This is a genomic window from Micromonospora sp. NBC_00821, from assembly GCF_036347035.1.
GTDB lineage: Bacteria > Actinomycetota > Actinomycetes > Mycobacteriales > Micromonosporaceae > Micromonospora > Micromonospora hortensis.
In genome coordinates this window covers 6,777,997-6,796,455 of sequence record NZ_CP108880.1, presented here as the reverse complement: position 1 = coordinate 6,796,455, position 18,459 = coordinate 6,777,997, and the positions used below count along the sequence as shown (strand labels likewise).

Genomic DNA, 18,459 nt, shown 5'->3' with positions numbered 1-18,459 from the left:
GGGCCCGACGCCTCCATGCCAGCCTTTGCTCTGCACCCGCGGATGCGACAGCTACGGAGCGCGACCGGTGCATATCGGGGTGCAGAGCAAAGGCAATGGGTTGGAGATTGGGTTCCTGCTCCCTCGCGCCGAGGGCGTGCTGCTCGATGCCCACGGTCTCGCCGGCCGTGTGGGAGTCACCCTCCCTACGGTGATGGGCGCTCCGGTTGTCCACAGGTCCTTCCGTTGTCCACAGGCCCGCCAATCGGGACTGCGAGGAACGGAGCTAGCCGGGACGGTGACGGCATGAACGACTCACAAACGCCCCCGGATGCAGGAGCATTCAGCGCCGACAGCAGGATCCTCGACGGTCCGAGCCCCAGCATCGCGCTGCGGAAAGTCATACTCAGCGAGCCTCCCGACACCTCATGGCCGGTCGTTGGCATCGTCCGGGCGGTCCGTCGTCACGCCGACCTGAGCCAACGTGAGCTGGCCCGGTGGGCGGGAGTGCACCACGCGACCATCGGCCGCGTCGAGGCCGGTCGGACTGTGCCGAGCATTGAGCTGCTCCGCCGGATAGTCGGGGTCGTCGGCTGCCGGCTGGCCGTCGTCGACGAGTTCGGCCGGGTGCTCAGGCCGATGCGGGACTGGGAAGACACGCGCGACGGTGCCGGGCGCCGCTACCCGTCGCACCTGGACACCATCCTCGACCCCGAGCCGGGGGAGTGGTGGGCGGACATCTACGGGCTGGCCCGCCCGCCCGAGACGTTCTACCGCAATCGGGAAGTCCGGGACGCGATGCGGCGGCGCAGCCAATGGGAGGTGCGGGTAGCCAGGCACCGCGGCGATCCGCCGCCACCACAGCTCTGGCGTTACCGCTGACGCGGGACGGACGACGGCCCGCCGCCCCGAGTGGGTTCGGCGGGCCGTCGACGACCACGTCCGTGATCAGTCGTCGTTGGTGATCGTTCCGGTAGCGAGTGGATCAGCCAGCCGCAGGCCGGGCACACCGGCCACCAGCAGCGTCAACTTCTCGTCCGCCTCCCGCTTGCGGTCGCCGCGCACCGACACCGGGAACGCCACCGACGTCTGCCCGGCGGCCAACACCTTGCAGCCGGCGTACGGGTCGAAGTCCGAGCCCGCCTGTGCCGTGAGGCCGACGGTGGCGGCGCAGAGCAGCACCGACTGGGACAGCGGTCGAGACACGGTGGCGGTGAAGGTGAGCTGCCGGGTGCCCTGGTTGCCCTCGACCACCGTCGTGTCGGCGACGGTCAACGACGCCCGGGACCGGAACCGCGCCACCTGCGGGTCGTGGTCACTGGAACCCCGCGACCCGTCACCGGCGAACTCCGCCGGCCAGTCGGCGTTGACGTGCGCCGCCCGCACCTGCACCAGGTCGCCGTAGAACGCGTCGTTGACGAACAGGTGGTCGAGAGTCTGCGCCTGCCCCTCGAAACTGTACGAGTAGGCCGAGGCCGGCGCGTCCGCGACCAGGTTGTCCCACAGGTTGTGCAGGCCCGCCTCGTAGAGCGGGGCGAGCTGATCCGAGGGAGTGGGCTGGCTACCGGTCGCGATGGGATCGTCCGGGCGGGGGAAGACGTTCAGGTCCCCTCCGTAGACAACTCGGGCGGTCTGGTCGGCCGCCTCGATCGCGGTGACGATCGCTGCCCCGTAACGCGCCTGCTCCCGCCGCTGCCCGACCCTGCTGTCCGGGCCGGAGGAGTAGTGGTTGCTGAGGGCGTACAGGGTGAACCGCTCCGTCGAGCCGGGCGCTGCGGCCACGCTGAACTTGCCCAACTGCGGGGCACGGGTGAAGACGTTGCTCCCGTCCCGACCGGTCGAGGTGTCCACATCCGCCGGCAACACCGCGTTGAGGGCCTTCGGGTTCTGCACGTCCGCGTTGGCCGGCAAGCCCGCAGTGCGGTACTGAACGGTCGGCGCCGAGCCCAGCAGCGGGTCGTCCGCCGTCGCGGCCGCCAACGACAACCGGTCCGTGCGGTACAGGAAGGCCGCGGTGATACCGCGGGCGTCCGCGCCGGTCCGGTCATAGGCGGCGGCGTACGCGGGCCCACCGGCCGCCGCGACAGTGAGCGCCAACTCCTGGATGCTGTCCGGAGCGCCATCGGCGTTATTGGTGTCGCCGCAGCTCAGCGCCGCCCCGGAGATCGTGCAGATGTCCTGGTCCTCGGCCTCCTGCACCAGGATCAGGTCCGGTGCGTGCAGATCCTTGACGATCTGGTCGGCGAGCGCGGCCAGTTGCTCGCGGTACTCCGCCTCACTGCCCGGGACGTAGTCGAACGGCGGGGCGACCCCCACGCAGCCGGCGTTACCGGCGAAGTCGCAGCCATCGAACGGATCGTCGCGGTAGTCGTACAGGTTCTCCACGTTGTAGGTGGCCACTGCCACCTCCTGCGACCGGTCGGCAGGCTTGGGCGGGTTGTTCCTCGACGGGTCGGCCCCGGCGGCGAACTCCGCCCGCTCGACCTGGACGCCGTACTTCTCGAACGAGTAGTAGACCCCGCCCACCGCGTCCGCCCGCAGCGTGTCGAAGGTGTGCGCCGGCGGGAGCAGCGCGGCGCTGTCCCCGGCGGTGGCCTTCACTCCCATGCTGCCGAGCAGCGTCCGCTGGCCGTTGCCGTCGTCGAAGCGGCGAATCGGGTCGTTGTCCAGCGGGTGCGAATCACGGAAGACCCGCCGGGAGTACGGGTCGGCGCGGTCCAGCAGCGGATCGTCGCGGTCGATCACCCACAGCTCCGCGTCGGCAGTGGAGGAGAAGACGTCCCGGCCGCTCACCGCGCCGCTGCCCGCGCGTACCCGCATCCGGGAGCCCTCGTGCCGCTCCCAGAAGCGTTGCGCGTCGGTCAGCACGGCCGGTGGCACCGCGTCGGTCACCGCGACAGCGGTGTCCACGGCCAGCCCACCGCCGATCCGGCGGACCAGCGACGCGCCGGAGAGCTGGGTGAAGTTGTAGTACTCCGACACCCGGGCCCGCAGCACCACCTCGTCGCCGACCGTCGGCACGTAACCGCCGATCAGCGACGTGAACGTGCCCATGAACACGAAGATGCCGTCGGAGCTGGTCGGGTCGCCGTCGGTGTCACCAACGCGGCTCTGCAGGAAGAAGCCGTGCTGCTCCGCCCCGGCCGAGGTGCGGGCCAGGGTCAACTGCGTGATCACGCCGCGTACGTCGTACAGGGTGCTGCTCGTGCCGTTGCCGCTCGCCGGCGCGAGCGGTGACCGGTCGCTCGGACCAGACTCGGTGTCGGTGGTCGGACCCTGCACCTCGCCGACGGTCAACTCCCGGGTCACCTGCACGGCCAGCGCGCAGCTCGCGGTGCCACCGCCCGCGTCGGTAGTGGCGAGGGTGACGGTGTACGCCCCGGCGGCGAGGTCGGCGCTCACGCCGACAGTGGCGCGGGCGGTGCCGCCCACCCCGTCGGCGGGGGTGAACGCGGTACGGGTTATCGAGCCGGATGTCGGGCTCGGGCTGACCGCAGTCACCGCCAGGTCGACGATCGTGTCATCGGGGTCGGTGGCGCTCACCTCGCGGCTCGCAGCCGTGCCGGCGGCGGTGACCAGCGGCCCGCCGCAGGTCAGCGTGGCCGGCACGTCGACCGGGCCACCGCCGTCCACCGTGTGCGCGCCCAGCCCGTCGAACGTGTCGACGGGGAAGCCGGCCCACTGTGCGGCGGGGTCGAACGCGTCCGACGGGTCGGTGTCACCCACGGCCGCGCTCGGCAACCGGCGCACTGTGTTGTCGGCAGTGCTGGTGACGCCCGCGCCCCACTCGGTGCCCGGGTCGACGCCCACCTGGCCGATCGAGTCGAGCACCGTGGTGCCCCGGCGCAGCACTATCGCGTCATCACCGTTGAAGAGGCTCGCCCCGGTGGTCTGGTCGGCCTGGGCGAGGATGGCGGCCCCAGCCGAGGCGCTGGCGAACACGAACGCGTCACCGGCCGCCACGCTGCCGGTCAGGGCGATAGTGGTGGCCGTGGTGGAGCCGTTGAAGTAGAGCTGCAACTGGTAGCCACCGGCCGCCAGGTTGACGGCGGCGCCCGTGCCGTTGAACAGCTCGATCGCCTTGTTGTTCGACGAACCCTCGACGTACTCCGAGATGAACAGGTCGGTGGGCGCGGCGCTGGCCGCGGTGGGTGCGACGCCGAGCGCCGTGACGGTCACGGCGGCGGTGGCGGTCGCGAGCGCGGCGATTGAGCGGCGCGGGCGCATAGGGCCTCCACGATGGGTGGATGGGGTCAACGCACGTTAAGGTGCGCGACTGTCCACCGTCCATCCCCTAATGGACAGTTTCGTGAATTCCTCAGCGTGGCGGATCGAGGCGGTGCACCAGCTCAGCGACGTCCACGCTGTATTCGCACCAGTCCCGGTCGGTGCGGTAGCCCAGCTCCGCATTGACCTTCAACATCGCCTCGTTGGCCTGCGCGTTCCAGGTCTGCACCTCGATCAGCTCCGGCTCGGCGGAGCGCAACTCCAGCAGCATCCGGGCCTTGATCGCCCGATCGATGCCGTAGCCCCGGTGATCCTGCGCGACGATCGTGTCGTACTGGTCGGCGCGGGTCGGGTGCTGCGCCGGCACCACCACCTCGGTCAGGCCGGCCACCTCGCCGCTCTGCTCGTGGCGGGCGAGCACGATGTAGGGCTTCATGCCCCGCCGGTGCAGCGTGTCGAGGCTGTCCCGCAGCCGCTCCGGGTCGTAGGAGCTGGGGCGCAGCTCACCGTCGTCGACGTCGCGCACCTCGGCCTTGGCCCGCGCGTACGCCTCGATCAGGTCGTCCGGGGGCCCGCCGGGGAAGAACTCCAGCTGGTAGCCCGCCCCGATGCCGGTGGCCATCTCGGCCAGCTCGGCCCAGTCCACCGCCGTCAGGTCGAGCACGCTGCGCGTCTCCACGTACTCGCGGTTGAAGCCGAGCGACTCGTAGAAACCGACCGCCGGTGTGTCGCCGACAACCTCGACCCCGATCGACCGGAAGCCCTCCTGATAGACCCGGCGCGCGGCGAGCAGCACCAGGTCACGGCCGAGGCCGGTGCGCCGGGCGGACGGGTGCACCAGCACCTCGAGCACGCCGATGTCACCCAGAAGGAGTACGTGCACCTGGCCGAGCACCGCGCCCGTGTCGCCCGGGGCGGTCGGCTCGCCCTGGGCGATCCAGGAGATCCGCCGCTCGCCGGGCATCACCTCGGCGAGGTATTCCCGCAGTGAAGCCTCCCGCCAGGGCGGATCCTGCGGCAGGTCGGCCGCCAGGACCGCGTTCAGCGTGGCCAACAGCGACGCGATCTCGGCGGACGACGCGGTCCTGGGGTCCCACTCGCGCACCATCACCCGTCTAGCTTGCCGCTAACAGAGGCCCGGGGGAAGTGTCCAGTTCTCCAACGTATCGAGACGATCACTTCACGACCGACTGGCCCGTCCGTACCGGTTCGCGGTGTCGTAGACGTCCTGGGCGTACCGCCGTACGTCGTTGTAGGAGAGGATCGCGTTCCACCAGTCGCCCGCAATGCTCAGGTTTCGACCGCCCTTGCAGAGGTAATTTCCCGCTGCCAGGGCCGCGTCGTCCAGGTCGTGCGGGTCCTTGCGGCCGTCGTTGTCCGCGTCCGCGCCGATCTCCTGCCAGGTGGTCGGGATGAACTGCATCGGCCCGATGGCCCGGTCGAGGACTGGGTCCTCGTCCAGCGCCCCACGGTCGGTGTCGATGATCCGCATCCGACCCTCCTTCCCGTCCAGCGGCAGCCCGATGATGTTGGGCACCGCCTTGCCGTCCTGCCCCAACCGCGCGCCGTTGGCCGAGCCGTGTCCCGATTCGACCTGACCGATCGCGGCCAGCGTGGTCCAGCTCAGCGCACAGCTGCGGTTGGTCTGGGAGAGCACCAGCTCGGCGTAGCCGTACGCCTGCATGGCGACCGCCGGGACACCGACCTTGGCGCCGACCTGCTGCGCCCAGCCGGCCAGGGCGTCCGACGGTCGGCCACCGATCACCGACCCGGTCGGCAGCCCGTTGCCGGGCAACCCGCCGGAGGGCAGCGGGAGGGTCGGCAGCGGCCCGGTGGGCAGCGGGCTGGTCGGCAGGCCGGACGGCATCCCAGGCGCTGCCACCCCGCTCGGCGTGGCCGAGGCGTCGACAGCGACCGGGCGCGGTGAGCGGATCGCGGCCGGTACGAGCAGCGCTCCCGCCGCGGCGGTCGCGGCCACCAGCGCCAGCAGGAAGACGCCGGGCAGTGTCAACCGACCACTCGGCCGGCGCGCCCAGGCGCGGGTCGCCTGGGCCGCGGCGGCCGCTGCCCGGCGCGGCGGCAGACGTATCGCGTGCGCGAACTGCACCCGCCGTCGGCGGGCCGGGTCGGACGCCGGCACGACCGGGATCTCATCCACAGTGGTCTTCGCCGGATCCGCGGCACCGGTCTTCGCGTCGTCAGCGGGCGTGTCGGCGCTCGACGCGCCGGCCGCCTTCGGCGCGGCCGGGCCGCTGGCGCTGCCGCCCGCCTCCGGTTCCTCAGTTTTCGCGTCGTCAGCCTTGGGGGCGTCGGCCTTGACGATGTCGGTTTTCTGATCCTCGGGTTTCGCAGCCTCGGTCTCGAGGTCCTCGGTCTTACCGGTCTCGGCCTTCGCGGAGGGCTTCGCCGCTGGCGGAGCCGGCGTGGTGGCCGGTGGCGTGGTGGCCGGTGGCGTGGTGGCCGGTGGCGTGGTGGCCGGTGGCGTGGTGGCCGGTGGAGTGGTCGGCGCGCCCGCGGAACGCCCGCTCAGCCAGGGGCGGCGGGGGCGTGGCACCTTGCGCACCGGGTCGGGCGCGGCCCCTGAGCCTTCGAGCGGCCCGTCCAGCGGCGCGGCCGGTCGTAACGGTTGCACACGCGTGTCGTCCTCGCCGTCCACCACCTGTCGAGTATCACCCATGCTCCGCGAACCGTCAGATCCACGTACCCTGGGTGGCATGCCCCGGTACGAGTTCCGCTGCCGCGCCTGCGGCGACACCTTCGAGGTCAACCGTTCGATGGCGGCGGCCGGTGAGCCGGCCAGCTGCCCTCAGGGACACGCCGACACGGTCAAGCTTCTTTCCGCGGTCGCGGTCACCGGTCGCAGCGGTGGTGCCCCGGCACCCGCCGCAGGTGGCTGCTGCGGCGGCGCCTGCGGCTGCTGATCGGACCAATTCGCCGCCGCCTGTTGGGCTGGCCTTGCCGGGAGCGGGCCCGAGTGGCACGTTGAGGCGGCACTTGCCCGACCGTTCTCACGATGTGTGATCGTTCGGACTCAGGCAGCATGAACCCGACGTCACGGGCGGAGGTTCCTCGCATGTCGCCACGGATCCAGCTCCCGAGCGGTTGGGTGACCTTCGTATTCACCGATATTGAGGGCTCGACCCGGCTGGCTCAACTACTCGGCCCTGACTACCGCCCGGTGCTCGCCGAGCATCGCCGGCTGCTGCGCCGCACGCTGGCCAGCACCGGCGGCGCGGAGCTGCTGACCGAGGGCGACTCGTTCTTCCTAGCCTTCGAGGAAGCGACAGCGGCGATGACCGCCTGCCTGACCGCCCAGCGGGCACTGTCCAGCCACGACTGGCCCACCCCCGAGGCCGCGCCCCGGGTGCGGATGGGCCTGCACACCGGCTATGCCGAGCCACGCGACGGCGAGTACGCCAGCCCCGAGGTGCACCGGGCCGCCCGGGTGGCGGCCGCCGCGCACGGCGGGCAGGTGCTCTGCACGGCGTCCACCGCCCGTCGGGCCGAGCCGATGCCGCCGGGTGCGACCCTGCTCGACCTGGGCCTGCACCGCCTGCGCGGCTTCGACGACCGGGAACGACTGTTCCAACTGGTCGCGCCGGGTCTGGAGCGGCAGTTCCCTCGGCCCCGCACCGCCGACGCGGTGGCGCACAACCTGCCCACCCAGGTCACATCGTTCGTCGGCCGGCAGACCGAGCGCATCGAGCTGGGCCTGCTGGTGCGTCAGCACCGCCTGGTCACCGTGCTGGGCGCCGGTGGCGCGGGCAAGACCCGGCTTGCGGTGGAGTTGGCCAGCGGAGTTGTCGAGGCGTACCCGGACGGGGTCTGGTTCGTCGACATCGCCTCGGTGACCGACCCCGGGCTGGTGGCGTTCGCCATCGCCGCCGTGCTCGGCCTGCGTCCCGAGCCCGGTCGGCCGATGCTGGACACCCTCGTCGAGTACGCGGCCGGCCGTCGGATGCTTGTCGTACTGGACACGTGCGACACCCAACCGGCCGCCTGTGCCGAGGTGATCGCGCGGCTGCTGTCCGGCGGTGGCGGCGTACGGGTGCTGGCCACCAGTCGTGAGTCGTTCAGCCTGCCCGGCGAGGTGGTGTGGCGGATTCCGCCGCTCTCGGTCGACCCACGCGCGGACGGTGCGGAGAGCGATGCGGTGGCGCTGCTACTGGACCGTACGGCGGCGGCTCGCGGTGGTCGGCAGCCCGACCCGGCCGAGTCCGCCGACCTGCGTCGGGTCGTGCAGCGGTTAGACGGCCTGCCGCTCGCCATCGAGCTGGCCGCCGCCCGGCTGCGGGTGCTCTCCGTCGGTCAGCTCGCCGAGCGGCTGGACGACGTCCTCGGCACCCTGGACGCCGGCCGGGAGGACCCGGATCCGCCGCCGGTGGAGCGCGGCTGGTCCGGCAACCAGCAGGACACCGTGGACCTGGTCGCCGCGGCGGCCGGGGCGTCACCGCCCACCCCGGCGAGTCGGGCGGTGCAGCGCTCGGCCACCGAACGGCATCTGACCATGCAGGCCACAGTCACCTGGTCCTACCGGACGTTGGGGCCCCGGGCCGCCCGCCTGCTGCGGTGGCTGGCGGTCTTCACCGCCCCGGTGGATCTGGAGACGGTGGAGTGGCTGCTGGGTGACGATCCGCTGGACCCGCTCTCAGTCCTGGTGGACAAGTCGATGGTGTTGGCCGAGCCGCGTGCCGCCGGCAGCACCTACCGGATGCTCGACCCCATTCGGGCGTACGCGGCGCGTCGGTTGGCCGAGGCGGGCGAGGAGCAGGCCGCTCGGAACCGGCACGTGGCCTGGTCGGCGCACGCGTTGGACCGCGCCCACCTGGGCCAGGACGGTCGGCCCGTGACGCTGTCGTTGTATGCCCTCGATCCACTGGCGGGTGAGCTGCGCGCCGCGCTGCGGTGGTGCGCCACCGGCGGCAGCGCCCGTGCCGGCCTCGGTCTGGCGGGTGGGCTGGACCAGTGGTGGCTGGAGCGGGGCCTGGCCCGCGAGGGGCGGCTGTGGCTGTTCCGGCTGTACGGACGGATCGCGGAGACGGGGGAGCGGATCCCGGAGGCGGAGCTGGCGGCGGCGTACCACATGCATTCGCTGCATGCCAGCGCCGACGGCGAGTTCGCCGAGGAGCTGCGCTACTCCCAGCGGGCGGAGGCAGCGGCCCGGCAGGCCGGCGACGCCGGGTTGTTGGCCCGGGTACTCGCCGGCAGGGCCGCGCCGCTGGTCGACATGGGGCAGTTCGTCGAGGCCGAGCGGGTGTGCCGGGAGGTCATCGACTGGGCGCACGGGCAGGACGTGGTCGGCGAGGCGCTGTTCGCGGTCTTCAGCCTGGCCGAGCTGCTCTGGCGGCGGGGCGCCCTGGAGGAGGCTGCGGAGTTGCTGGGCGCGGTGCGTCCGGTGGAGGCGGCCCGGCCCGTGGAGCGGGGCCGGCGTTCGGTGGACATGCTGCTCGGCATGGTCGCGCTGGCCCGTGGCGACGTGATCGCCGCACACGAGCATCTGCTGGTGGCGCTGCGCTCCCGGATGGGCCACGGCTACCACGGGCGGGCCTGCGACACCTTGAACGCGATCGCGGTGCGTTGCGCGATCGGTGGGGAGCGGCTGACCGCCGCCCGCCTGTTCGGGGCCGCGCAGGCCACCCGGGCGAGCATGCGTGCCACCCCCGGCATCTTCGGCGGTTACTGGGCCGAGCAGCAGGGGGAGTTGCGCGCCGTGCTGGGCGACGCGGCCTTCGACGACGCGTACGGCGAGGGTGCGGAGCTGGGGCTGGACGAGGCTGCGGCGCTGGCACTCGACGTGGAACACCCGGACCTGGCTGCGGACTCGACCCGCTTCAGCACCGGCCTGTCCCAACCAACCCCCCGCCGTCCCGCCGACCCCGACCGTCACCCAGCCACAAGAACCGAACGCGCCTAACCCACCCACCCCACCCCTGCCCCGCCCCACCCTGCCCCGCCCCCCACCCTTGTTGATCAAGAGATTTGCGTCAGGAAACGCGCTCCCGATGACCGAAACCTCTTGATCAACGCGGGTGGGTGGGGGCGGGGGCGGGGGGTGGGGTGGGGTTCGGGCGGGGGTGGGGGTGGGGGGTTAGCGGGGGGCGGCGTTGGCTTCGGCTTGGGCCTTCATTCGGGCGGCGCGGTCGATGTCGGCCTGCTGGACGGCCGCTACCGAGCCGAAGATGCTGACCGCCTGGTAGTAGGTCCAGGCCAGGCTGTAGCAGGCCGGCCGGACGACCGAGTTGTACGTGGTGCAGACGCGCTTCAGGTCTTCGTAGAAGGCGCTGTCGAGGCGGGACTTGTTGGCGGAGAACTGGCCGACCGCCTTGTAGTTGCGGTAGCCGAAGTCGTGCCGGTAGCAGCCCAGGTTGAAGGTGAAGCCGAGCGGGTTGTCCGGGCTGGACGAGCAGTAGTCGGTGGACCAGTTGAAGTTGTACTCGGCCCAGGGTGCCCGGTTGACCCGGGCGCTGTTCCACGAGTTGTAGCTGGACGCGCTGGTCTGGGTCCAACTGGACAGCACGGAGAGTCGTTGGGCGGGGGTGACGGCGGCGGCGGGGGAGGCGATGGCGAGGGTGGCGAGCAGCGCTAACGCGCCCGAGGCGATCAGGGTGGTGAGACGTCGGGGCACTGGTTACCTCCGCGGGGGTGGGCGGGTTGGGACGGAAGTTACCGGCGGGTTACCGGATGTCGATGAGTGTCGATCAGCTGATCAACTAGGCGGTATGCGCATCGCCAACTATTGGTGACATACGTTGAAACAGACGAATGCCCCGGACGCGCGAGGCGGCCGGGGCATTCGCAGAAGCGGGTCAGCGCAGGGCGAACGCCGGCGGGCTGGCGGGGCTCTCGTTTGCCGACCGGTCCAGTGCGGTCAGCTGGTAGGTGTAGCGCCGGCCGGGCTCGGCCGAGGTGTCCACCCAGGACTGGGTGTTGCCGGGCGTGGCCCGGACGGTGGCGACCAGGTGCGCGGCGTCGGCAGTGGCGCACCGGCCGGGCAGCGTGGTGCCGTCGAACCGGTAGATCGCGTACGAGGTGGCGGTGCCGAGCGGGCCGACGCCGTCGGCGGGTTGCCGCCAGGTGAGCCGGACTCCGTCGGCCTGCCGGGTCGCCGTGCTGACCACCGGGAAGAGCAGCGGCCGGGCCGGCAGGTGGGGCATGGTCGGCACCAGCGCCGGGCGGGAGTAGTGCTCGCCCGCGTAGATGTCGGTGGCGCCGAGGCGGTTGGCCCGCACCTGCACCGCTGAGAAGTGCACGTTGCCCCGCACCTCCGGGTACGACCGGTTGAGCGTCAGGTGGTCGGACAGTTCACGCGGGTTCTGCCAGTACGGCCCGTACGCCGGGTCGCCGCTCTTGTAGTCGGCCTGACCGATGTAGAGCTGCACGCGGGTGCCGCGCACCGTCTCGGCCCACCATGGCACGAGGCGCGCGTAGTCGGCGGCCGGGTACTGGCCGATGTACCAGTAGAGCTGCGGCACCACGTAGTCGATCCACTCCTGCTTGATCCACGTGCGGGTGTCGGCGGAGATGATGTCGTACGACTGGCTGCCGGTGGTGTCCGAACCGAGCGGGTCGGCGGTCTTGTTGCGCCAGATGCCGAACGGGCTGACGCCGAACTTCACCCACGGCTTCGCCGCCTTGATCTTGCCGTTCATCTCCTGGATCAGCAGGTTGATGTTGTCCCGCCGCCAGTCGGCCCGGTCGGTGAAGCCCCGGTTGTGGGCCGCGAACGTCGCGTCGTCAGGCACCTGGTACGTGCCGCTGGGGTAGGGGTAGAAGTAGTCGTCGAAGTGGACGCCGTCGATGTCGTACCGCTTGACGGCGTCCATCATGGCGGTCTGGACGAACTCGCGGACCTCGGGAATCCCGGGGTTGTAGTAGAGCCGGCTGCCGGCCACGCCGGCCGGTGGGTAGGCGAAGGTCCAGTCGGGGTGCTGCTGGGCCGGGTGGCCGGGGGCGAGCTGGGTCAGGTCGGCGCCGGCGCCGCCGGGGGCCGGCATGGAGACGCGGTACGGGTTGAACCAGGCGTGGAACTCGAGGTTCCGCTTGTGCGACTCGTCGACCAGGAAGGCCAGCGGGTCCCAGCCCGGGTCCTGGCCGCGTACCCCGGTCAGGTATTCCGACCAGGGCTCGTACGGCGAGGGCCAGAGCGCGTCGGCGGTGGGCCGGACCTGCACCACGACGGCGTTGTGGTGCAGGCGCCCGGCCAGGTCGAGCAGCTCGCGGTACTCGGCCTGCTGGGCCGCGACCCGGTCCGGGCGGGTCTGGGACGCCTTGCTGGGCCAGTCGATGTTGACCACCGACGAGATCCACATGGCCCGGAACTGCCGTTTCGGGGTGGCCGGGTCGGTGGCGCAGGTGGTGGTGCTGTCGGCCGCGCTGGGTGCGGCGCTCGCGGGGGTGGCGGTGACGAACGTGCCGAGCAGTGCTGCGACCAGCCCGGCGACTCCGAATCGGGTTAATTTCATGCGGTCTGTCCCTTCGTTGGGGCTCCCGGATGTTTCGCGCGGTGCGCGGCAAGATTCGCCGTCGATGTCCGCGTTGCTGGTAGGAAATTTTCACAATCTGGCCACCGCCGCAAGAGTTCGTGGTTGACCAATCGCGCCGGTGGGTAGCAACGGCGGTCACCGGCCGCCACGGAGGTGGTCGCACGGTGGGAGGGGTGACCGGGTGTCCGTGCTGCGCACAAAACCAATCAAGGACGTGATAGCCCAAGGTGAGGCGGACGGCAGCGACGGCCAGTTGGGGCTGAAGCGACGGCTCGGCGCGGTCGACCTCACCGGCTTCGGCATCGGCATCGTGATCGGCACCGGCATCTTCACCCTCACCGGGATCGAGGCCCGGGACAGCGCCGGACCGGGCGTGGTGATCTCCTTCGCCATCGCCGGCGTGGTGGCCCTGCTGGCCGCCCTCTGCTACGCCGAGCTGGCGTCCAGCGTGCCGACCGCCGGCAGCGCCTACACCTACGCGTACGCCACGATGGGCGAGATCGTCGCCTGGATCATCGGCTGGGACCTGCTGCTGGAGTTCGCGCTCGGCGCCGCAGTGGTGGCCCGAGGCTGGTCCGGCTACCTCGCCGAACTGCTCGACCTGCCGACCCGCTGGTTCGGCGAGGAGGGCAGCACCGTCAACGTGGGCGCCATCGCCATCGTGCTGATCCTCGGCATCGTGGCGATCGTCGGCATCCGCGAATCCGCCCGGATCACCAACCTGCTGGTGCTGGTCAAGGTGGCCATCTGCGTCTTCGTGGTGGTAGCCGGGCTGTTCTTCGTCAAGGCCGCCAACCTCACCCCGTTCATCCCGCCGGCCGAGCCCGCCGGGAGCGGCGACGACGGCATCAAGCAGCCGGTCACGCAGGCGCTCTTCGGGCTGGAGCCGTCGGTCTTCGGCTTCGTCGGGGTGCTCAGCGCCGCCGCGGTGGTCTTCTTCGCGTACACCGGCTTCGAGGCCGTGGCCAACCTGGGCGAGGAGACGCGCAAGCCCAAGCGGGACCTCACCCTGGGTCTGCTCGGCACGCTGCTGATCTCCACGGTTCTCTACATCGGCGTCTCGCTGGTGGTGGTCGGGATGGTGCCGTACACCGAGATCGACAGGGGCGCCCCGATCGCGTCGGCCTTCGAGTCGGTCGGCGCGGGCTGGGCGGCCGTGCTGGTCTCCATCGCCGCGGTCGCGGGCCTGACCAGCGTCATCCTGGTCGACCTGGTGGCGATGGGCCGGATCGGCTTCGCCATCGCCCGGGACGGGTTGATCCCGCCCTCGATCGCGAAGGTGCACCCGCACTGGGGCACCCCGTACCGGATCTCGGCGATCATGACGGTGGCGGTCGCGCTGCTGGCCGGCTTCCTGCCGCTGTCCGCGCTGGCCGACCTGGTCAGCATCGGCGCGCTCTGCGCGTTCGTCCTCGTGTCGGTGGCGGTGCCGATCCTGCGCCGCAAGCGGCCCGACCTGGAGCGGCCGTTCCGGGTGCCGTTCTCACCGGTGCTGCCGATCGTCTCGGCGTTGGCCTGTTTCTACCTGATGCTCAACCTGTCGGTGGAGACGTGGCTGCGGTTCCTGGCGTGGATGCTGCTCGGCGCGTTGATCTACTTCGGCTACGGCCACCGCCGCAACCGGCTGGCCCAGCACGAGCCCGCCGTCGCCCCGGCGCCTCGGGGGCCGAGCGCCGACAGCTGATTCGACGGGACAGGGAAGGGCCCCTCGCGACGGCAAGGGGCCCTTCCCCCATCGTTTGTGCACCGTCGCGGAGAAGCCGCTGACGGTATGGTGCGCCCGTCACCTCGGGGAGGTTGCGGCGTGCGACACAGACTCAAGGACGTGGCCGAACGGGCCGGCGTCTCCGTCAAGACCGTCTCCAACGTCGTGAACGGCCACGTGCACGTGCGACCGGACACCCGTGCCCGGGTCGAGGAAGCGATCGTCGAACTCAACTACCGGCCCAACCTCTCCGCCCGCCACCTCCGCAAGGGACGCACCGGCGTCATCGCGCTGGCGGTTCCGGAACTGGACATCCCGTACTTCGCCGAACTGGCCCGTCACGTGGTCACCGCTGCCGCCGAGCACGGCTGGACGGTGCTCATCGACCAGACCGGCGGCCGGCGTGGCAAGGAACGGGTGCTTGCCTCCGGTATCACCGACCACCTGATCGACGGGCTCATCCTCAGTCCGTTGGCGCTCACCGCGGCGGACCTGGCCGGTCTGGACGGCACCCCGATGGTGCTGCTCGGCGAGCGGATCGAACACTGCCCGGCGGACCGCGTGGTGATCGACAACGTGGCAGCGGCCCGGGAGATCACCAGTCACCTGATCCAGTTGGGTCGCCGCCGGATCGCTGCCGTCGGCGCGCAGCGCACCGACGAGGGAGCCAGCGGCCGGCTGCGCCTGACCGGCTACCGCGACGCGCTGCGCGTCGCCGGCCTCGACCACGACCAGGACCTGGTGGCGTCCGCGCCGGCCTGGCACCGCGCCGACGGCGCGGCCGCGATGCGCGGCCTGCTCACCTCCGGGGTACGCCCCGACGCCGTCTTCTGCCTCAACGACACGCTGGCCCTCGGTGCCCTGCGGGCACTGCACGAGGCCGGCCTGCGGGTGCCCGAGGACGTGGCGGTGGCCGGCTTCGACGACATCGAGGACGGCAGGTTCGCCACCCCGACGTTGAGCACCGTCGCCCCGGACAAGGAGCAGGTCGCCCGCCTGGCCGTCCAACTCCTCGCCGACCGCCTGGACGGTGACCCCACAGTCCCCGCCCGGGAACTCCGCGCCCCCTACCGCCTGGAACTGCGCGAATCCACAGGGACCCGCTAGTCGAAGAAGCGGGCCAGGTGGGACTGCGGCGCCGGGTCGGCGTCCGGGGGAAGGGGCGTCAGGTCGGCGAAGATCGAGGCGCCGTCGCAGCCCGCGTGCAGTGGGTACCAGCGCGGTGTGCCCGGTGGCCGCAGTTGGCAGATCCCCTTGAACGTCTGCACGTCCATCAGCCGGACGTGGGTCGGGTCGGCCACCGCGTTCACGTGCCCCCACCAGGGGCTCATCACGTGCAGCACCCCACCGGGGCGGAGCACTCGATGACACTCGTCGACCAGCGGCAGAAAGTCGATCAGGTGCTCCAGGATGTGCACCGCGAAGAGGACGTCCACCGAGTTGTCGGCGAGCGGCAACGAGCCGGACAGGTCCGCCACGGCATCCACGCCGGGTGCCGGGTAGATGTCCAGCCCCAGGTTGCTCGACCACTGTTTGGTGGGCCCACAACCGAGGTCCACCACCACCGGCGCCCGCCCGCCGATGCCGACCCGGCACCAGACGCCGTAGACACCGGCCATTTGCCCCACCAGGTCCCGCACCAGCCGTAGCTGGGCGGGATCGGCCACGTCGCCGCTCAGATGGGCCACCCCCCGGTCGAACCGCACCTCGACCGCCAGGTCCCGCAACCGATCATCATGGCGGACCTGGTCCGTCCACGCCTGGGCGAGGAAATTGTCTATCGCCCGCAGCCGGTCGGCCGAGGGCGGAGTCTGTGCCAAAGCGACCATTCGGGCCACCTCCCGCCGCGCGATACCCGCAATCGCGCCCGTTATGCCCCGCTCGTCCGCCTGGTCGGCGTGGCCCACGCAACCATTCGGCGGCGTGTCGCAGCCTGGCGGACACCGGTCCCAGGCTCGGCCCGCATCGCTGGCCACCGAACGCCCAAGCGGCCACGCGCCCACCGCGCCCACCGCGGCCGGTCGGCTGGGCGTCGAGCGGTCGGGTCAGCCGGAGAGGGTGCGGCGGCCTCCGCGCATCCGCTGGCGAGGCGGCGGGTCGGCGGGCTTCGGCCGCTTGAGGTGGTAGCGGTGCAGTTCGTGGTTGCCGGGCAGGGACGGGTCCTCGCTCATCGCGACCAACTCCCAACCCTGGTCACCGGCCCGGTTCAGGTGAGCCAGCGAGGTGTCGCCGTACGGCGTCACGTCGACCATCGAGCCGTCCGGCCCGTACCAGACGAAGACGACCTCCCAGCCGAGGTCGTTGGTCGCCGCCTGACGGCGGCGGACCAGCAGGGCGTACTCCCACTTGAGCATGGCGTCATTCTCACCCCGCGCCGGCCCGCGGGCACGGATCAATCCTCGGCGATCCGCCCGGCGTCGACCCGCAGTCGCCGGTTGGTCTCGATGGCGGCCAGCATCCGCCGGTCGTGGGTGACCAGCAACAGCGTTCCGGGGTAGCTGGCCAGCGCCGATTCGAGCTGCTCGATGGCGGGCAGGTCCAGGTGGTTGGTGGGCTCGTCCAGCACCAGCAGGTTGACCCCACGGCCCTGCAGCAGGGCCAGCGCGGCCCGGGTCCGCTCACCGGGGGAGAGGGTGGCCGCCGGTCGGGGCACGTGCGCCGCCCGCAGGCCGAACTTGGCCAGCAGGGTCCGCGCGTCCGCCGGCGACAGATGGGGTACGGCCGCCTCGAACGCGTCGATCAGCGGCACGTCGCCGAGGAACAGCCCGCGGGCCTGGTCCACCTCGCCGACCACCACGCCGGGCCCGAGTGAGGCGGTGCCGGCGTCCAGCGGCAGCCGGCCCAGCAGCGCGGCCAACAGGGTGGACTTGCCCGAGCCGTTCGCCCCGGTCACCGCGACCCGGTCCGCCCAGTCGATCTGGAGGTCGACCGGGCCGAGGGTGAAGCCACCACGGCGTACCACTGCTCCGCGCAGCGTGGCCACGACGGCGCCGGCGCGGGGTGCGGCGGCGATCTCCATCCGCAGCTCCCACTCCTTGCGGGGCTCTTCGACCACGTCGAGCCGTTCGATCAGCCGTTCGGTCTGCTTGGCCTTGGCGGCCTGCTTCTCGCTCGACTCGCTGCGGAACTTGCGGCCGATCTTGTCGTTGTCGGTGGCCTTGCGGCGGGCGTTCCGCACGCCCTTCTCCATCCACCCACGCTGGGTGCGGGCCCGAGCCTCCAGCCCGGCCTTCGTGTCGGCGTACTCCTCGAAGTCCGCGCGCGCGTGCCGGCGGGCCACCTCGCGCTCCTCCAGGTAGGCCGCGTAGCCGCCGCCGTAGTGGTTCACCTGCTGCTGCGCCAGGTCCAGCTCCAGCACCCGGGTCACCGTGCGGGTGAGGAACTCCCGGTCGTGGCTGACCAGCACCGTGCCGGCCCGCAGCCCGGTGACGAACTCCTCCAGCCGCTCCAACCCGGCCAGGTCCAGGTCGTTCGTCGGCTCGTCGAGCAGGAACACGTCGTACCGGCTGAGCAGCAGCGACGCGAGCCCGGCCCGGGCCGCCTGGCCCCCGGAGAGCCCTGTCGTCGGGTGGTCCAGGTCGACGGCGAGCCCCAGGTCGGCGCTCACCTGCTCGGCGCGTTCGTCCAGATCCGCGCCGCCGAGGGCTAGCCAGCGCTCCAGCGCGTCGCCGTACGCGTCGTCGGCGCCCGCCGCCCCGGCGGTCAGCGCCTCGGTCGCCGCGTCCAACGCGGCCTGCGCGGCGGTCACCCCGGTCCGGCGGGCCAGGAAGTCCCGTACCGTCTCGCCCGGCCGCCGTTCCGGCTCCTGCGGCAGGTGGCCGACGCTCGCGGTGGGCGGGCTGAGTCGCACGCTGCCGGCCTCGACCGGCAACAACCCGGCGAGGGTACGCAGCAGCGTCGACTTGCCGGCCCCGTTCGGCCCGACCAGCCCGACCACGTCGCCGGGGGCGACCACCAGGTCCAATCCGGCGAAGAGCGGGCGGTCGCCGTGCCCGGCGGCCAGGTCCTTGACGATCATCGTGGCGCTCATCAGGACGGCAGCCTATCCGGCCGCCCGCATACGAC

General features: G+C 71.7%; 13 protein-coding genes. 5 read left to right on the top strand and 8 right to left on the bottom strand.

From position 1 onward, the window contains the following. Positions 1 to 285 precede the first annotated feature (285 nt). Positions 286 to 861 carry a helix-turn-helix transcriptional regulator gene (locus OHB44_RS31185; RefSeq protein ID WP_330439016.1) on the top strand — a complete coding sequence of 192 codons (576 nt, stop codon included), beginning with the start codon at positions 286 to 288 and terminating at the stop codon, positions 859 to 861. A gap of 66 nt (positions 862 to 927) precedes the next feature. Here the strand turns inward: OHB44_RS31185 and OHB44_RS31180 are convergent, their stop codons facing one another. The 3 genes from OHB44_RS31180 to OHB44_RS31170 form a co-directional block, all read right to left on the bottom strand. Next, entirely contained in the window at positions 928 to 4,206 is a 3,279-nt protein-coding gene (locus tag OHB44_RS31180; RefSeq protein WP_330439015.1) for a lamin tail domain-containing protein, read from the bottom strand. A 91-nt stretch (positions 4,207 to 4,297) separates the two neighbouring features. Beyond that, complete coding sequence (locus OHB44_RS31175; protein ID WP_266305266.1) at positions 4,298 to 5,314, bottom strand: GNAT family N-acetyltransferase; 1,017 nt, start codon at positions 5,312 to 5,314, stop codon at positions 4,298 to 4,300. Between the two features lie 72 nt (positions 5,315 to 5,386). Then, on the bottom strand, positions 5,387 to 6,883 hold the full coding sequence (locus OHB44_RS31170) for a lytic transglycosylase domain-containing protein (protein ID WP_330439014.1): 1,497 nt from the start codon (positions 6,881 to 6,883) through the stop codon (positions 5,387 to 5,389). Between the two features lie 37 nt (positions 6,884 to 6,920). Between OHB44_RS31170 and OHB44_RS31165 the strand changes: the two genes are divergently transcribed. Both OHB44_RS31165 and OHB44_RS31160 read left to right on the top strand, forming a co-directional pair. Then, positions 6,921 to 7,127, top strand: coding sequence for an FmdB family zinc ribbon protein (locus OHB44_RS31165; protein ID WP_266304366.1), 207 nt, complete (start codon positions 6,921 to 6,923; stop codon positions 7,125 to 7,127). Positions 7,128 to 7,279: 152 nt separating this feature from the next. Continuing rightward, on the top strand, positions 7,280 to 10,120 hold the full coding sequence (locus tag OHB44_RS31160) for an ATP-binding protein (RefSeq protein WP_238684543.1): 2,841 nt from the start codon (positions 7,280 to 7,282) through the stop codon (positions 10,118 to 10,120). A 174-nt stretch (positions 10,121 to 10,294) separates the two neighbouring features. Here OHB44_RS31160 and OHB44_RS31155 read toward each other — a convergent pair whose 3' ends face one another. Then, positions 10,295 to 10,831: a phospholipase gene (locus OHB44_RS31155; protein WP_238684544.1), complete on the bottom strand. Its 537-nt coding sequence runs from the start codon at positions 10,829 to 10,831 to the stop codon at positions 10,295 to 10,297. A gap of 181 nt (positions 10,832 to 11,012) precedes the next feature. Then, entirely contained in the window at positions 11,013 to 12,668 is a 1,656-nt protein-coding gene (locus tag OHB44_RS31150; protein ID WP_330439013.1) for a glycoside hydrolase family 10 protein, read from the bottom strand. A gap of 202 nt (positions 12,669 to 12,870) precedes the next feature. Here OHB44_RS31150 and OHB44_RS31145 point away from each other — a divergent pair, with 202 nt between their 5' ends. Next, entirely contained in the window at positions 12,871 to 14,373 is a 1,503-nt protein-coding gene (locus OHB44_RS31145; RefSeq protein ID WP_330439012.1) for an amino acid permease, read from the top strand. A 120-nt stretch (positions 14,374 to 14,493) separates the two neighbouring features. Further along, on the top strand, positions 14,494 to 15,501 hold the full coding sequence (locus OHB44_RS31140) for a LacI family DNA-binding transcriptional regulator (protein ID WP_330439011.1): 1,008 nt from the start codon (positions 14,494 to 14,496) through the stop codon (positions 15,499 to 15,501). On the opposite strand, the gene OHB44_RS31135 is transcribed toward OHB44_RS31140, so the two are convergent. The 3 genes from OHB44_RS31135 to OHB44_RS31125 form a co-directional block, all read right to left on the bottom strand. Further along, the gene (locus OHB44_RS31135; RefSeq protein ID WP_330439010.1) at positions 15,498 to 16,223 is read right to left on the bottom strand and encodes a methyltransferase domain-containing protein; all 726 of its coding nucleotides are present in this window, start codon (positions 16,221 to 16,223) and stop codon (positions 15,498 to 15,500) included. The two genes, OHB44_RS31140 and OHB44_RS31135, sit on opposite strands and share 4 nt — an antisense overlap. 216 nt (positions 16,224 to 16,439) lie before the next feature. Further along, entirely contained in the window at positions 16,440 to 16,748 is a 309-nt protein-coding gene (locus OHB44_RS31130; protein ID WP_124822832.1) for a hypothetical protein, read from the bottom strand. 38 nt (positions 16,749 to 16,786) lie between these two features. Then, the gene (locus OHB44_RS31125; RefSeq protein ID WP_238684549.1) at positions 16,787 to 18,424 is read right to left on the bottom strand and encodes an ABC-F family ATP-binding cassette domain-containing protein; all 1,638 of its coding nucleotides are present in this window, start codon (positions 18,422 to 18,424) and stop codon (positions 16,787 to 16,789) included. Positions 18,425 to 18,459: the final 35 nt, after the last annotated feature.

Bases quoted from the DNA above. Each gene is read 5' to 3' on its own strand.
- OHB44_RS31185 (WP_330439016.1), top strand. From the start codon at position 286: ATGAACGACTCACAAACGCCCCCGGATGCAGGAGCATTCAGCGCCGAC.
- OHB44_RS31180 (WP_330439015.1), bottom strand. From the start codon at position 4,206: ATGCGCCCGCGCCGCTCAATCGCCGCGCTCGCGACCGCCACCGCCGCC.
- OHB44_RS31175 (WP_266305266.1), bottom strand. From the start codon at position 5,314: ATGGTGCGCGAGTGGGACCCCAGGACCGCGTCGTCCGCCGAGATCGCG.
- OHB44_RS31170 (WP_330439014.1), bottom strand. From the start codon at position 6,883: ATGGGTGATACTCGACAGGTGGTGGACGGCGAGGACGACACGCGTGTG.
- OHB44_RS31165 (WP_266304366.1), top strand. From the start codon at position 6,921: ATGCCCCGGTACGAGTTCCGCTGCCGCGCCTGCGGCGACACCTTCGAG.
- OHB44_RS31160 (WP_238684543.1), top strand. From the start codon at position 7,280: ATGTCGCCACGGATCCAGCTCCCGAGCGGTTGGGTGACCTTCGTATTC.
- OHB44_RS31150 (WP_330439013.1), bottom strand. From the start codon at position 12,668: ATGAAATTAACCCGATTCGGAGTCGCCGGGCTGGTCGCAGCACTGCTC.
- OHB44_RS31135 (WP_330439010.1), bottom strand. From the start codon at position 16,223: ATGGTCGCTTTGGCACAGACTCCGCCCTCGGCCGACCGGCTGCGGGCG.
- OHB44_RS31130 (WP_124822832.1), bottom strand. From the start codon at position 16,748: ATGCTCAAGTGGGAGTACGCCCTGCTGGTCCGCCGCCGTCAGGCGGCG.
- OHB44_RS31125 (WP_238684549.1), bottom strand. From the start codon at position 18,424: ATGAGCGCCACGATGATCGTCAAGGACCTGGCCGCCGGGCACGGCGAC.